The following is a 15,590-nucleotide window of genomic DNA, read 5'->3' as shown; positions in this document are numbered from 1 at the left end:
AAGGTTGGGGTGCAACCGGTTGCACTCGGGCGTAGCTAGCGTCATCTCCTGCACATGTGGCACAGATGTCGCTGGAAACATCGGAGGAGACCTTGCACAGAACCGGGATGGGCGGGAGAAGAGGGCTCCCGATAGACCTCCTACCTTGTGCGCTGCCGATTTCTGCGCCGATCTAGACGGCGGAGGTAATCAGTGCCGAGGCCGGCCCCTGCCGCTCGTCGGGCAGGCCCATCGGGACGATCCCCAGCCCGGCGGCCGGCGCGGGTAGAGAGGTCGTGGCCGTACTTTGACGCCGTCCAGGTTTCCGGCTACGGACGTACACGCGTCACTACCACGAGCACGTATATTCCTGGTCCTGAAGTGAGCCTGACCTTCTCCGCCACGCTATCGGGCAGTTCGAGCCCGTATTCGTTACCGGTCTTGAACGGCTGGATGGTCAGGCTCGTGTCCTTCCAGCGCTTCGACTTCATCAAAGCTCCTCGCGCATCCTTGGAAACGGGCGACCATCCGCGTTCCGCCAGCCGACCGCTTGCTATGTCTACTCCTTCTGCGAAGGATGACGCGCCGACGTCCATGACCAGAATGTCGTCGATCTGAATGACATCGCCGAAAATCGGGTCTTCGGTGGTCTGCGCGATAGCGCGCCCGATGTCGAGCACTTGCCTGACGGCACCGGCATCGGCTCTGACCGTTTCCCGGCCCCATAGGCCGCATCCTGTGACCAAGACCAGCGCGCAGAGAGTGAGCGCCATATGCCTGACGATGGCACCCACTCCCTTCACCGCGCGGTGGCGTTCATCTACGGCCACGAGTTTCCGCCGTCCTGTTCCAGAGCGTCGTCATCCGTGGGAGCGTACATGGTGGGATCAGCCCCAGAACTCGTAGGCCGCCTGAATCGCCCAGCCGCTTCGCATGGCGATCATGCGCTTGCGCGCCTCTTCACCGGCCGAGGTAGCCGGCCGGTCGGTTCCGTAATAGATCCAATCCTGGAACTTCTTAACCGTCCACGTATTGTTGCTCTTGTTCCGGGTTACACCGGAACATCCGCAATAGGCGACGGCCGTCTCAGCCCACGTCATGCGCCGCCAGGTGCCGTTCTTGTTCTGCACGCGCACCGTATCGCGCAGGTACCGCATGTACATGGCGGCGGACCCGTAGGGATCCTTTCGCAGCATGCGAAGGGCCTGCTTCGCAGTGATGTCCTTCTTGAAGTAATGCTTGTGCGCGAGCTGAATCTTGTAGGGCTCCAGCTGCGCCAACCCGTACGAACCGTCCCAGCCCTTCCACATGAAGGTGACTATGCTGGTGATGTTCCCGTGCCGCCGATAGAGCTCCGTCTCGATGCGGTTCATCTCGTAGATGAGGACGGCGGTGAGATAGACCTTGTCCACCTTGTAATAACTCGCCGCCCTGGCGATCTTGTCCCGGTCCTTCAGAAGATTCTTATAGGTCTCGTAGTAGGACGGCTTTTTCCGCGTGGACGGTTTCATCCGCATGGAACCCGGCGCATTGCTCGCCAGGGCCGTCCCCGTGCCGAGCAGTTTTTCTTCGGTGATCGACGGGTTGAGGAAGTTCATCCATGAGGCGAACGCCGTGAACTCGGCGCGCTCCTCCGCGTTCATCTCCCAGAAGCCCGGGGGCGCGGGCATGCCGTTCGGCATCGCGCCGGCGCGCTTGGCCTCCTCGTCACTGATATTGGGCAGTGTGGGTACTACGAAGTTCTCGTAGTACCACTTGGGGTCGAGTTCAGCGGCGCTGCTGAAGTCTCCGGCTCCGCATATGTCCAGGCCGGGTCCGCTGCAGGCGATCACACCTTCACCTCCACCACTCGGACTGCTCACGCCGCAGCGCTGGAGCCCTGAGCCGATTGCGCACACGTCGCCGGTGTACCCACCGCCTCCTCCGTATTCGAGGCCGGTGGAAGCGGTGGCGTGGCCGGTGGGGTCGATGCCGGTCAGGGGTGAGGCGTTGGCGTAGGTGTAGCGGTTGGCCTGGACTGAGGGCATCGGGGTGAGGGTGGCGGTGTCGCGGCTGGTGAAGGTGCCGGTGCCGGGCTGGTACCAGCGGGCATGCATGTTGGTCTTGCCGGTGTCGGGGTCGGTGTATCCGCTCTGGTAGCCGAGACTGATCTTGGCGCCGGTCTGGGCGGTGACGGCGCCGAAGGGGTCGTAGGCGGTGCTGGTGGCCAGAGCGGTGGTGGTGAAGGTGGCGACCAGGTCCCTGTGCAGGTCGGTGAAGGCGCCTGCCGCCGGGGCCGTGCCTTCCTGCAGGCCGAGCAGGCCGCCGAAGGGGTCACGGCCGTACTTGTCGCCGCTGACTGCGGCCAGGTCGTTGCCGAGGCCGGAGTAGGAGAAGCTCTGCTGGGCGGTGCCGCGGGTGCGGGTGGTGAGGCGGTCGAGGGCGTCGTAGCGGTAGAGGCTGTCGCCGTCGGCGATGAGGCGGTCGAAGGCGTCGAAAGTCAGGTTCGTGCTCTGGCCGTTCTTGGTTTCGGTGGCCAGGGTGCCGCGCGGGGTGTAGGCGTAGGTGGCGCCGTCCCCGCTGGTGAGGCGGTTGCGCTCGTCGTAGGTGAAGGTCTTGTCGCCGGCCTTGGTGCGGTTGCCGGAGGCGTCCCAGCCGTAGTCGGTCTTGGCGCCGCCGGGGGCGGTCCAGGAGGTCAGCCGGCCGGCGTGGTCGTAGGTGTAGGTGCTGGTTCCGGCGCCTGCCGTACCGGCGGTGGTTTTGGTGGTGAGGTTGTCGTCCCTGTCCCACCCGTAGGTGATCTTCGCCAGCTGAGCGCCCGTACCGTTCTTCAACGTCTGCGATTCGAGCCGGTTGACGGCGTCGTAGGTGAAGGTCTGGGAGTCGCTCGCGGCCCCGGCGCTGGTCTTGCCGGTCATGGAGGTCAGGCGATTGGCCTTGTCGTAGTCGTAGGTCAGGGTGCGGCCGGTGACCGGCTCGAGCGCGGTGCGCAGCCGACCGGCGGCGTCCCAGGTGAAGGCGGCTGTGCCGGCGGCATCGGTCCGCTGGCTGGGGGCGCCGAGCTCGTTGTAGGCATAGCCGGTCTGCTGGACGGTGCCCTTCTTCACCGACAGCGGCAGGCCGCGGTCGTTGTAATCGACGTTCAGGTCGCCGATGGCGGTGGCCCGGCCGGCCTGGTCGTAGCCGAGGATGCGCTCAGCGCCGGCTGCGCCGCCGCCCGAGCCCGCCTCACGCGTCAGCCGGTCCAGCGGGTCGAAGCTGCGATCGATGCGCACCCCGCCGGGCAGCAGCGAGGCCACCGGGTTGCCAGCGGCGTCGTAGATGCTGGTCCAGGTGCGGTCGGCCAGGTTCGGGTGCGCCGCGGTGGAGGGTTCGGTGACGGTTTCGGCCAGGCCGAGGCTGTTGTAGGTGGTCCAGGTGGCGTTGCCGCGGCCGTCCGTCAACCGGGTCCGGGCGCCGGCGGCGTCGTAGCCGAACGACGTGGTGATCGACTCACCGGCGGAGACCGGCTCGATCAGCGAGGTCACCCGGTTCAGCGCGTCGTAGGTCTGCCGGGTCACATGCCCCTCGGGCGAAGTGGCCGAGATCGGGTTGCCCGCCAGGTCGTAGCCGGCGCTGGACGAGCGCACCACCCCGCCGGAGGCGTTCAGGTCCTTGACCCCGACCCGGCGACCAGCCAGGTCGTACTCGCTCACGCTCGCGTTGCCCTCGCCGTCGGTCGTCTTGACGACACGTCCGGCCAGATCGTAGTCAAACAGCGTCTTGTTCGACGCCGGGTCGGTCTGCGTGGTGACCTCACCGGCCGCATTCACCACAAACCCGGTCGTGCGGTTTCCGGGCGCGATCTGCCTGGTCAGCACCCCGGCGTCGTTGTACTCCAGCCTGGTGGTGTAGGCCGCGGCCGACGGCTTACGCTCCACCACCGTCGACGTGATCAACCGGCCCAGATCATCATAGGTCGCCTCGGCCCGCGCCCCGGTCGCATCCACGCCCGCCAACTGCTGCCCGGCCAGGTCGTACTCGATCACCGAACGGCCACCGGGTGCCGGGTCCGTGATCCTTACCTGACGGCCGAGCTGGTCGTACTCGAACGACGTCGCGTTGCCCCGCGGGTCCGTGGTCTTGATCAGCTGACCAGCCTCGTCGTAGACATTCGACGTGGTCGGCGTGATCGCCGCACCGCCAGACGGGGTGTACGAGGGCGAAACAAGGCTGGTCAGACGGCCCGCCTTGTCGAAGACCGACGTGATCGTCCGCCCCTCGGCATCGGTCTTGTGCGTCTGACCGCCGAAGGTGTCGTAGCCGATCTTAGCGGTCGGCTTGGCGTTCGCGCTGGCACCGTTCTTGTCCACGGCCACCTGCGGCCCGGCCGCCTCCACCAGCCGGCCCAGCGCGTCATAGCGCATCGTGGTGGTGAAGTCCGCCGCCGAAGCACCCGCCGCATTCCCACGCGGGTCGGTCAGCCCCGTGACCAGACCCCGATCGTCATAGGTAAGCGTGGAGACCAGATCCTGATCACCGTTCTCCACCGTCTCCCGCGTCACCTGGTTCACCTTGTTGTAGGCGAACTCCTTCACCTCGGCCCGCGCACCGATACCGGTCGAGGTCGCCTTCAGGGCGTTGCCGTTGGCGTCATAGGTGAAGGCGGTCTTCCGCTTGAGCGCGGCAGGGTCGAGGGTCTGCGAGGTGATACGACTCGCCGCGTCGAAGACGAACTCGGCCGTGGCGATACCGCCACCGGTCACCAGCTTCACTCGGTTACCCGCACCGTCGTAGCTGTACTCCTCCAGCACCACATCTCGCGCAGTGGTGGAGCCGTTCAGCTTCGCGTCGTCGGCGATCTTCTTCGACAGCAGGTCGCTGCCGAGGTACAGATACGAGGTCTTGCGCCCCATCGCATCGACCTGGCCGGCGAGGCGTCCGCCGGGGTCGAAGGAGAACGACTCCAGGAGCACGTCGCGGGCCGGCTGCGGGTTGACCGGGCTGCCGGTCCAGCCCTTCAGCGTGCGCGTGGTCAGCTCACCGCGCTTGCTGTAGCCGTTCTCGATCACGGTCCCGCGGGCGTCGGTCACCCGGCCGAGCTGGCCGAGGGTGTTCCACGCCTGCCGTACCACACCGCCTTCGGGACCTGTGATCGTCTCCACCCGGCCCTGGGTGTCATAGGTGTAGACCGATGATCTGGTCACGTCGCCGCCGGTCACGTCCGCGATCGTCTCGCTGAGCTGGTTGCTGTCGGCGTCATAGGCGAACGTCGTCTTCTTGGTGTGCGTGATGCCCGAGACCTCGTTCTTCACCCCGGGTTCGGTCCGCGTCTCCACCCGCCCGGCCGCGTCATAGGTGAACGTCGTCTTCACCCCGCCGGGGAACGCCGCCGACACCTGAGAAGACGCTTTCACCCGTCCGACCACGTCGTACTCGAGCTTGGTGACCAGCCCCTCAGGCGAGGTCTGCTCGGCCAGATCCCCCGCCGCGGTGTACCGATAGGTCCAGGCGTTGTTCCGTGCGTCGGTCCTGGACTTGGGCAGACCGGCCGGCGTGGTGCCGCCGCCGACCGCGGGTTCGCTGCCGTCGGTGTAGTCGACGCTCGTCGAACGGCCCTGCGGGAAGTCGAGGGTGGCCGGGGTGGTCTCCTTGACCTGCTCGCCGAAAGCGTTGTACTCGTGCTTGGTCGCGTACGTGTTGTCCGTGGTCGTCACCGAACGCCCGTCGCGGGCCACCGTACGCCGGTCGTTGCGCGGGTCGAACTCGTTGTCCTTGTTGACGAAGTAGTCGTAGGACTCCCGCGACACCGCCCCGGGCTCGGTTTCGCCCAGCCGGTAGCACTTCATCAGACTGGTCGAGAAGCCCGCGATCGGCTCGACCGCGGGCTGGCACCGCGCTCGGGCCAGCAGGTTGCCCCGCTTGTCGAAGAGCAGGTCCGTGATCACCCCGTTGGGGTCGGCCACCTGCCGCGGATAACCCGCTTCGTCATACGCGGTGGTGGTCTTGTACGTGAGCTGGTCCGTCTGGGAGACCACGCGGTTGCCGCGCCAGGCGTCGTGCTCGAGAGTGATCTTCTCGTTGGCCGGGTCGGTGATCGTGACGGTCGAGCGGCCGGTTTCGACGTCGACCGGGGTGGGCTTGGCCAGTTGCCACGTGCCGCCGTTGTTGTCGGTGTGGGTCTTGAGCCGGTCGGCGGCCGCGTCGTAGGTGTTGGCCGCCCAGACCCGTCCGGACGGCAGCGTCATCTTGTTGAGCAGGTGCGGCGTCTGCACGCGGGCGGCGTAGTGTTCGGCGACCTCGGCGGCGCTCAGCGGCCGGTCGTAGACGGCGGCCTCGTCCAGGCTGCCGTTGAGGCCGTGTGTGGCGCCGGTCGATCCGGACGGCCAGCCGGACGTGCTGCCGTTGCCCAGCGCGGCGTACGGCAGCCAATTGTGGTTGACGGCGCCGTTCAGCGAGCCGACCTTGGCCCCGTCGAGGTAGAGATCCTGCGTGTTCCCGGATCCGGTCAGCACCACGTGGTGCCACTGACCGTCCGTAACCACGCCAGAAGTGGTGATCGGGGAGATCGTCCCGGCGGTGAGACGCAGCTGACCGCGCAACTTCCCGTCCGCGCCCACGTACAGCATCGGCTGGCCGGCGTTACGGCCACCCATCGGCTCGTACGGCCCGGCGTACGCGAGCACCCCCGACCCGGCGGTCTTGAACCAGAGCTCCACCGACACCTGGTCGTTCAGCCGGGCGATGACCTTGTCCGGCAGTTTCACCTTGGCGGTACCGGTCAGTGTGACCGCGGTGTCGGTGGAGCCTGCGAGCGCCCCCGGCTGCTGCAGGGTGACGGCGTCATAGGTGGCGTTCCCCGCGCCCCAGCCCCGGCTCTCCGCCTGCGGCAGCGGGTCGCCGGCCGCCGCGACGGCAGGCGGCGTGGGCCGTGGCCCCTGATCCGCCGACTCCCCCAGCCGCCAATAGCCGACCGGCTCGTCGTCCTCGACGATCCCCCGGTACTGCGACCCGCTCGTGTATCCGTAGACGGTGCAGGTGGGCGCGGCCCCCGGGTTGCAGGCACGGGCCAGCGTGTCGCCGTTGTAGAAGTAGGACCAGGTGAGAGGCGTACCGTCCACCGGGTCCGTGGACACCGTGGCCACGTGGTCGCCGCTCCAGGTGAAGGTGAGCGACCGTCCGCCGGCGCCCACCGCCTTGGTCAGCTTGCCGTCCGTGCCGTACTGAAGTTCCTGGGTACGGCCGCGCCCGTCGACGATCTTCGTCAGCCGGCCCTGGGCGTTGAAATGGTAGACGGTGGACGTCTTGTCCATGAGCTTCCAGCCGCCGCCGGACACCTGCCCCAATGTGGCGTGCATGCCGGGCGGAGCCTGGAAGCTGCCGTTCCCCTTGGGCGCGAACCGGTACCGCCGCCCGTCCGGGTAGGTCATCAGCAGCGCGCCACTCGCCTCGGGCTCGGCCTTCATGTCGAAGCGGGTCGACCATCCGGCGCCGAACAGACCGTCGCGGCGCGCGTCGAGGCTGTTGTAGGAGCGCACCACCGACAGCGGCGGCCCGGCCGCGGCCACGGCCACGTCCTCCACCGTCGTGGTGTAGTTGCCCATCAGCGCCTGGAACTCCTGCCCCACCGCGCCCTGTGAGAGCTGCGAGCCGATCGTGGGCTGCCGCGCTCCCGTCACCAGCGTCCGCATCGGCGACTCGTTCGTCACCCCGGTGGCGTCGCTGGCCGTGACCCTCCACCGGTAGGACTTGCCCCAGGTCAGCTCTCCCGCCGGGATCTTCCAGGAGTTGACGCCGGCCGCCAGTTGACCGGAGCTCACCCAGCCGCGCCCGGCGGCCTTGGCGAACGGGTCCGGCTGGCACGGGTCCGGCGCGGTGGGGTCGAGATCGTCGGGCAGTTCGCAGACCGAGAAGGTGTACCGGTAGGGGTCGAGGCCGCCGGAGGCGTGGGCCACGAGGGTGGGAGTGACGGTCCCGACCTGGGCTCCGTCCAGGGGCCACATGTCGTCGACGGCGCTGGCCGCGGCGCTCTCGGCCGCCTCCGCTCGGGCGGTCCCGGAACTCTTGATGCCTGAGGCCGTCCGCAGGCCCTGCCGCCTTTGCGCCGTGTCGGGGCCTGAGGCCCCCTTCGGCAGGTTGGCGCCGGCCTTGCCCGAGCCTCGCGGCCGCACGGAAGTGACGGACGCCGGCACGGAGGGCGGCAGAATGCCGAATTCTCCCCTTTGTTGTTCTGGCGTTTCACCCATGAAGGTGTTTCCGGCCGCCTGCGAGGCAGCCGCCTGCGCCGTCACCGGCAATATCGCGATTTGCGCGAGCCCGGGAAATAAGAGAAGGAGAGAGACTCTGGTTAGGGCACGCCAAAGCACGCGACATCACACTCCGCGTCAGCAAGGGGAAAGACAGGCAGATCGTAACCGCACGTCAAACAACGAACAAGATCCACTTATGACATGCCTCGACTACGGAAAGTGACATCCCGATCTGGGGCCCAAGAGGTTATCCGAGGTGTCTACATTTCATCTAGACGGCAAATTCCAAACCTCGCGATCGTGTGAAATAAAGCACACATAAGTATCGCGGATGGCGCCGGCATTGGGTTGCCCGGTAGGCGCCTCGTTCTACGGCACGGGTTGACGAAGAGGTTCGTTTCGTCGTAGAACACGTTTCAGTGCGGTGCTTCACCAAGCGCTAGATCAGAGGAGTGGATCGGGTGCTCATCGACCTCGTCGACCAGGACCGATACGCGACCACAGGACCGCCGCACGAGCAGCTGCGCTGGCTACGCGAGCACGATCCGGTCCATTGGCACCCCGGCGAGCCCGGGTTCTGGGCCGTCACCCGCTACGACGACGTCGTGCACGTCTCGCGGCACTCGGAGTTGTTCTCCTCCTCCCGCCGGCTCGCGTTGTTCAACGAGGTCTCGGAGGAGCAGCGCGCCATGCAGCGCCTCATGATGCTCAACCAGGACCCGCCCGAGCACACGCGGCGCCGCTCCCTGGTCAACCGGGGTTTCACCCCTCGCACCATCAACGCCCTCGAACCCCACATCCGCGGCATCTGCGACGACCTCCTCGACAAGTGCAGCGGCGAAGTGGACTTCGTCACCGAGATCGCCGCCCCGCTCCCCCTCTATGTGATCTGCGAGCTGCTGGGGGCGCCCGTCGAGGACCGGGACAAGCTGTTCACCTGGTCCAACCGGATGATCGGCGCCCAGGATCCCGACTACGCCGCCTCACCCGACGAGGGCGGCGCCGCCGCCATGGAGGTCTACGCGTACGCCAACCAGCTCGCCGCGCAACGCCGTACCGCCCCCCGCAACGACATCGTCACCAAGCTCATCCAGGCCGACGAGAACGGCGAGACGCTCGACGAGAACGAGTTCGACCTGTTCGTGCTACTGCTCGTCGTGGCCGGAAACGAAACCACCCGCAACGCCGCCTCCGGTGGCATGCTCGCGCTCTTCGACCACCCCGACCAGTGGGCTCGCCTCGTGGCCGACCCCGAGCTCGCACACGCGGCCGCCGACGAGATCGTGCGCTGGGTCTCGCCCGTGAACCTTTTCCGCCGCACCGCCACCACCGACGTGCTCTTGTCCGGGCGGCAGATCAAGGAGAACGACAAGGTCGTGGTGTTCTACTCCTCGGCCAATCGCGACACCGCCGTGTTCAGTCAGCCTTATACGTTCGACATCGGGCGGGACCCGAATCCGCACATCGGGTTCGGGGGCGGCGGGGCACACTTCTGCCTGGGAAACCATCTGGCCAAACTCGAGCTTCGCATCCTGTTCGAGCAGCTCGCCGTACGCTTTCCGCGGCTACGGCAGACGGGGGCGGCGCGACGGCTGCGCTCGAACTTCATCAACGGCATCAAGTCACTGCCCGTCCGCCTGGGCTGACCCCTCCGGTACAGCCTGACTCACTAGAGCCCGATCCGTAGAGCCCGATTCAGTCCAGCCCGATCCGATAGAGCCCGATCCAGTCCAGCCCGATCCAGTCCAGCCCGATCCGATAGAGCCCGATCCGATAGAGCCCGATTCAGTACAGCCTGATGAGCTGGCCGGTGACGCATCGGGCCTGCTCGGAGGCGAGGAACGTGATCACGTCCGCCACGTCCTCCGGCTGCCCGATGTGGCGCAGCGGGCTGCCGGCGCGCATCCTCTCCACGCTCTCCTCCTTGATCCAGCCGGTGTCGGTGACCGCCGGGTAGACCATGTTCGCGGTGATGCCGTAGGTGCCCAATTCGTGAGCGGCCGACATGGTGTAACTCTCCTGGGCTGACTTCGCCGCGCCGTACGAGACCTCCGTGGGGAAGCCATCGCGGCCGCCCGATGTCAGCCCGATGATCCGCCCCCAGCTCGCGCCCCGCGCGATGTGGCGACGGGCGAACTCGGCGATCAGCAGGGCCACGGCCCGCACGTCCACCGCGAACTGACGGTCGTGGCTCTCCGCGTCGACCATGCGCAGGGGGCGACCGAAGTCGTCGGCGGCGCGGGGCTCGAAGGTGTCGCCGAGCCAGCCCGAAGCGTTGTTGACCAGGATCTCCACCGGGCCCAGCGTCTTCTCTGCCAGTTCGAAGAGCTCGCTGGGCGCCTGCGGATCGGCCAGGTCCGCCTCGGCCGACTCGGCCACACCGCCCGCCCGCCGGATCCGGTCGACCACCTCGTCGGCGGTCGCGCTCCGCAGGGCGTCGTAGGCGCTGGGGAAGGCTGGGTGACGGGTCGGTTCCAGGCGTTTGTAGGTCAGGAAGACCGCCACGCCCTGCTCGGCCAGGGCGACGGCTGTCGCGGCCCCGATCCCCTGATTGGCGCCCGTCACGAGGGCGACCCTTCCCCCCAGCCCTGTGTCGATCATCTTCCCATCATGGACTCAGGGGGCCAACGGTGCGCGCGGGAGTCTCCCCACGCTGGTACTCCTCGTCGTGTTGGTACTCCTTGGTGCGGTGATGCTTCTTGTCGCCGTGGTGCTCTGCGTCTCGGCGACCCTCCTCATCACCGTGGTGCTCTGCGTCTCGGTGACGCTTCTCATCACCGTGGACCTTCTCAGCACCGTGGTGCTTCCTGCCGCGGCGGTGTTCCTCGTCGCGGTGGTGCCTCTTGCCGCGGCCGCTACGGTCGAGGGCGCCGGACAGGAGCGCCAGCGCCAGCCCCAGGGCGGCGAGGATGGCGCCGATCCAGTTGGGGGCGGTGAAACCGGCGCCCGCGTCGATGGCGAGCCCGCCGAGCCAGGCGGCGAGTGCGTTGCCCGCGTTGAAGGCGCCGATGTTGGCGGCCGAGGCCAGCGCGGCGCCGCCTTCGGCCTTGTTCATCACCCGCATCTGGATGGTCGGCACCAGGGAGAAGCCGACGGCGCCGAAGACCGCCAGGGTGATCGCTGCCGGAATCTGGAAGTGCGCGGTCAAGGTGAAGATCGCCATGACCACCGTGATGCCGGCGAGCGAGCCGTACAACGCTGGCATGAGCCCACGGTCGGCCGCCTTGCCACCGAGCAGGTTGCCGACGAACAGCCCGACCCCCATCAGCACCAGCAACCACGGCACCGTCCCCGAGGTGAACCCGGCGACCTCCGTCATCATCGGCTCGATGTAGGTCACGGTGCCGAAGACGGCGCCGAAGCCCAGCGCGGTGATCGCGAGCGCCAGCCAGACCTGCACCCGGCCGAAGACCTTCAGCTCGTCACGCAGGCCGCCGGTGGCCTCTATGGGCTGTCGTGGGAGCAGCGCCATGATGCCCATCATGCCGACCACCCCGATCGCGGTCACAGCCCAGAAGGTAGAGCGCCAGCCGAACTGCTGGCCGAGCGCGGTGCCCAGCGGTACGCCCGCCACGTGGGCGGAGGTCAGACCGGCGAACATCAACGCCACGGCGGACGCCCTCTTCTCCGGGGCGACCAGCCTGGCGGCCACCACCGAGCCGATCCCGAAGAACGTGCCGTGGGTGAGCGCCGCCACCACGCGGCCGGTCATGAGGACGCCATAGGTGGGCGCGAGCGCCGAGATCAGGTTGCCCGCGATGAAGAGCGCCATCAGCCCGATCAACATGGCCTTGCGGGGTATGCGTGAACTGGCGGCGGTCAATAACGGGGCCCCGATCGTGACGCTCAGCGCGTACCCGGAAACCAGGAGGCCGGCGGTGGGGATCGATACGCCCAGGTCGCTGGAGATATCGGACATCAGGCCAACGATGACGAACTCGGTGAGACCGACGCCGAAGGCGCCGATCGCCAGGGCCAGCAGTGCGAGAGGCATGGGATTGAGCTCCTTGTCGATGCTCGGCCAGGCGAAATGAGGGCCTGGGTAGGCGAGCGGAGATGGGGCCTTGGCAGGTCCCGGGTCTGCCAAGCGGTCCCGGGTGACCAGGCGGTCCCGGGTGACCAGGCGGTCCCGGATGGCCAGGCGGTCCCGGATGGCCAGGCGGTCCCGGATGGCCAGGCGGTCCCGGATGGGTCATAGGTGGTCCTGGGAGGGGCCGTCCGACCCATGTTCCTGAACCGGGCACGATCGAACGAGAGTCGTCTGCTCTACGATCGATGCGTGGGCCTCACCAATCAGGCCAGCACGAGACTGGAGCGTCACGAACTCGAGGCATTCTTGGCCGTGGCCGAGGAGCTGCACTTCAGGCACGCCACAGAGCGGCTCGGGCTGGCGCAGGGGCGGATCAGCCACATCATCAAGACTCTTGAACACCGCTTCGGCGTCGTGCTGTTCGAGCGCACCAGCCGCCGCGTCACGTTGACCCCCGCAGGGCAGCGGCTCTACGACGGGCTGGCGCCTGCCCATCGGCAGATCCAGGAGGCGATCGCGCAGGCGGTCACCGTCGGCAAGGGCATCACCGGGACGTTGCGGGTCGGGTTCTCCGCACAATGGGCGAGCGACATCGTTCTCAAAACCGCCAAAGCGTTCCGCCGTACTTATCCGGACTGCGCTGTCGAACTTCAGGAAGTGCAGCTCGGCGACACGTTCGGGCCGTTGCGGTCGGGGGTGTTGGATCTTCAGCTCACCGAGTTCCCCGTGGGCGAGCCCGATCTGGTGGCCGGACCGGTGATCTTCTCCGAACCGCGCGCTCTCCTGGTGCCCGCGGGCCATCCGTTCGCCCGGCGGGCGTCGGTCTGTGCAGAGGACCTGGCTCGGGCTCCGCTGATCGTCATGGCTGGCGAGAGTCCGCAGTACTGGCTGGACAACATCTATCCCCGGGCGACACCGGAGGGACGGCCGATCGCGCATGCTGCGGCCGCGGTCTACTGGGCGGAGGTGTTGTCGATGGTCGCCTCCGGGTTGGGGGTGTCACCTGCTTCGTTGCGCGCCGCTGAATACCACTCCCGTCCTGGCATCGTGTTCGTGCCGTTCAGCGATGCGCCGCCGCTGGAGTACGGGCTGATGTGGCGGCGGGATGGGTACACGGCGCGGGTGCGGGCCTTTGTCGAAACCCTCTGCGGGATCGCGTCCATACCCGCGCCTCCGCACGGCCGTCCTGCGGGTCAGCGGGGGGACGGCAGGACGGAGAGCTCGCAGACGTAGGCGTCGCGGGGCGCGTTCAGGACCCAGCAGATCATCTCGGCGAGCGTTTCCGGCTGGATGCAGAGGTCGGGGTCGTACGGTCGCCCGAACGTGTTCCTGACCTCACGGAGAAGCTCCGTCGCCGTGCCACCCGGGTAGACGGTCGTGACGCGCACGCCATGCGGCGCCTCCTCGTCACGCAGCGAGTCGGCCAGCTCCCGGAGGGCCGCCTTGCTGGCGACATACCCCGACCAGCGGACCACCCCGGTCATGCCGGGTGCCGCGTTGACGACGACCACATGGCCGCGGGAGCGCCGTAACGCCGGCAACGCCTGCCGTACCAGCTCTGCGGCGGACGCGACGTTCACCGCCAAGATCCGCTGCCAGGTGGCGGGGTCGGTGTCGGCGACGGCCGCGATGGGAGCGATCGCCGCGCAGTACACCAGCGCGTCCACCTCCGCCATCGCCATCGCGGCATCCGGCGTCTCCGCTGCGGCGGCGGCCAGCGACTCGGGCTGGGCGAGGTCCACCTCGATCCCCGGCACGTCCAGCCGGCCCATGTCACGTCCGACGGCGGTCACTCGATGCCCGGCCTCGACCAGGGCATTGACCAGCGCCTTCCCTATCCCGCCGGTGGCGCCGCTGACCAGCACGTGTCCCATGACACTCCTCATCTCTCGGCCGTCCGCGACGGCGACCACCGAACGATGACACAGGGAATCGGACCGTGCCCTGCTCGAACCCCGTTCTGTGGACACGACGAGTTATCCACAGAATCCAGTTCGCCACCTCCCCGCCCGACCCCGCCAAGCCACCCTGGACCGCGTGACCGACACCCTCACAAGGGGCCCACTGCTGGACCGGGCCCGCCTCATGACCCGGCTCGTCCAGGGCGCGGTGGCCTGCCGCCGTACGGCCGCGCATGTCTGGGGCCTGCAGGCGATGCCCGACGGCACCCCATCGACCACCTGGCCGGTCGAGCTGGCCATCCCCATCCACATGGACATCCCCGGCTCCGACACCCACGAACTCGCCATCCCCCCGAAGGACACCACGACCCACCGGGGCGTCCGCCTCACCACCCCCGCACGCACCGCCCTCGACTGCGCCCGAGCCCTGCCCAGGATCGACGCCGTGACCATCATCGACCAGTTCCTCCGCAGAGGGGTACGGCTCGCCGACCTGCGGGCCGACGCCTGTGCCTTCGACCACCTCCTGAAAACCCTGAGCATGGCCGACGGCGGCGCCGCCTCCCCACGGGAAAGCCGCCTACGCGTCACCTTCCTCGAAGCCGGTCTCCCCCGCCCCGTCACCCAGATCCGCGTGACCCTCCCCGCCTCCCGCCACGCCTACCTGGACCTGGGCTGGCCCGACTATCTCCTGGCCGTGGAGTACGACGGCCAGAACCACCACTCCACCCCCGACGCCCGGGCCCACGACGCGGCCCGCCGTACCCTCCTGGAGTCACTCGGCTGGCGCGTCATCCCGGTCCGCCGGGACGTCGTCCCCGCCCGCATGGGCGACCTCCTGGAGCAGGTGGCCAACACCCTGATCCAACGCGGCTGGCACCCACACCCGGAGGTCACCACCCGCATCCTGTCCCGCATCCGAGCCGCCCGCCGCCGCCCCGGCTACCGCCCACCCCGCCGCCGCACCTGACCCACACCTCCGCACCTGACCCACATCTCCGTGCCTGACCCACATCTCCGTGCCTGACCCACATCTCCGCGCGATCCGTGGCCGGTGGTTCTGTACTCGCCTGGGTTCCGTGTGCCTCGGACTTGGGACTGCGCTGGTGGAGGAGCTGGCCGGCAAGGGGTTCGTGGTGGTGACCGTTGACCACACCTATGAGGCGCCGGGTGTGGAATTCCCTGATGGGCGTGTGGAGACGATGGGCGTGTGGAGACGATCAGGCCCATGGATCTGCGGACTAGCCTTGAGAGCTGGCGGGAGGACGTCCGGTTCGTCTGGACGAGCTGGCTGCGCTGAGGGACCGGCACATGGATCTGTCGCGGGTGGGCGTGTTCGGGCACTCGTTCGGTGGGGACGCCGCGGCCGAGGTGATGAGTGTGGACCGGCGTGGTGACGCGGGCGCGGACCTGGGCGGCTGGCTGGCCTACGACTTCGACGCCTCGGGGAGGTTCATTCCGCCTCACCTATCT

Annotated in this window: 8 protein-coding genes; 3 read left to right on the top strand and 5 right to left on the bottom strand. The window is 68.0% G+C overall.

Features of this window, described 5'->3' with window-relative positions; genetic code table 11:
- Positions 1 to 308: 308 nt before the first annotated feature.
- Together FVE25_RS31440 and FVE25_RS31435 are read right to left on the bottom strand one after the other, a co-directional pair.
- On the bottom strand, positions 309 to 752 hold the full coding sequence (locus tag FVE25_RS31440; protein ID WP_157250743.1) for a hypothetical protein: 444 nt from the start codon (positions 750 to 752) through the stop codon (positions 309 to 311).
- 114 nt (positions 753 to 866) lie between these two features.
- Complete coding sequence (locus FVE25_RS31435) at positions 867 to 8,108, bottom strand: LamG-like jellyroll fold domain-containing protein (RefSeq protein WP_157250742.1); 7,242 nt, start codon at positions 8,106 to 8,108, stop codon at positions 867 to 869.
- Positions 8,109 to 8,647: 539 nt separating this feature from the next.
- On the opposite strand from FVE25_RS31435, the gene FVE25_RS31430 reads away from it, so the two are divergent.
- Positions 8,648 to 9,832, top strand: coding sequence for a cytochrome P450 (locus FVE25_RS31430; protein WP_157250741.1), 1,185 nt, complete (start codon positions 8,648 to 8,650; stop codon positions 9,830 to 9,832).
- Positions 9,833 to 9,971: 139 nt separating this feature from the next.
- Here FVE25_RS31430 and FVE25_RS31425 read toward each other — a convergent pair whose 3' ends face one another.
- Together FVE25_RS31425 and FVE25_RS31420 are read right to left on the bottom strand one after the other, a co-directional pair.
- The gene (locus FVE25_RS31425; RefSeq protein WP_157250740.1) at positions 9,972 to 10,787 is read right to left on the bottom strand and encodes an SDR family NAD(P)-dependent oxidoreductase; all 816 of its coding nucleotides are present in this window, start codon (positions 10,785 to 10,787) and stop codon (positions 9,972 to 9,974) included.
- A 7-nt stretch (positions 10,788 to 10,794) separates the two neighbouring features.
- Positions 10,795 to 12,180 carry an MFS transporter gene (locus FVE25_RS31420; protein ID WP_157250739.1) on the bottom strand — a complete coding sequence of 462 codons (1,386 nt, stop codon included), beginning with the start codon at positions 12,178 to 12,180 and terminating at the stop codon, positions 10,795 to 10,797.
- 285 nt (positions 12,181 to 12,465) lie between these two features.
- Here FVE25_RS31420 and FVE25_RS31410 point away from each other — a divergent pair, with 285 nt between their 5' ends.
- Entirely contained in the window at positions 12,466 to 13,449 is a 984-nt protein-coding gene (locus FVE25_RS31410; RefSeq protein ID WP_219825720.1) for a LysR family transcriptional regulator, read from the top strand.
- On the opposite strand, the gene FVE25_RS31405 is transcribed toward FVE25_RS31410, so the two are convergent.
- Positions 13,410 to 14,090, bottom strand: coding sequence for an SDR family NAD(P)-dependent oxidoreductase (locus tag FVE25_RS31405; RefSeq protein WP_157250737.1), 681 nt, complete (start codon positions 14,088 to 14,090; stop codon positions 13,410 to 13,412). The two genes, FVE25_RS31410 and FVE25_RS31405, sit on opposite strands and share 40 nt — an antisense overlap.
- A 163-nt stretch (positions 14,091 to 14,253) precedes the next feature.
- On the opposite strand from FVE25_RS31405, the gene FVE25_RS31400 reads away from it, so the two are divergent.
- On the top strand, positions 14,254 to 15,087 hold the full coding sequence (locus FVE25_RS31400; protein WP_157250736.1) for a DUF559 domain-containing protein: 834 nt from the start codon (positions 14,254 to 14,256) through the stop codon (positions 15,085 to 15,087).
- Positions 15,088 to 15,590: the final 503 nt, after the last annotated feature.

The organism is Nonomuraea typhae (assembly GCF_009760925.1).
Classification (GTDB): domain Bacteria; phylum Actinomycetota; class Actinomycetes; order Streptosporangiales; family Streptosporangiaceae; genus Nonomuraea; species Nonomuraea typhae.
Note: the sequence above shows the minus strand (reverse complement) of the source record. Positions and strands in the feature narration are given on the sequence as shown.

Bases quoted from the DNA above. Each gene is read 5' to 3' on its own strand.
- FVE25_RS31440 (WP_157250743.1), bottom strand. From the start codon at position 752: ATGGCGCTCACTCTCTGCGCGCTGGTCTTGGTCACAGGATGCGGCCTA.
- FVE25_RS31425 (WP_157250740.1), bottom strand. From the start codon at position 10,787: ATGATCGACACAGGGCTGGGGGGAAGGGTCGCCCTCGTGACGGGCGCC.
- FVE25_RS31420 (WP_157250739.1), bottom strand. From the start codon at position 12,180: ATGCCTCTCGCACTGCTGGCCCTGGCGATCGGCGCCTTCGGCGTCGGT.
- FVE25_RS31405 (WP_157250737.1), bottom strand. From the start codon at position 14,090: ATGGGACACGTGCTGGTCAGCGGCGCCACCGGCGGGATAGGGAAGGCG.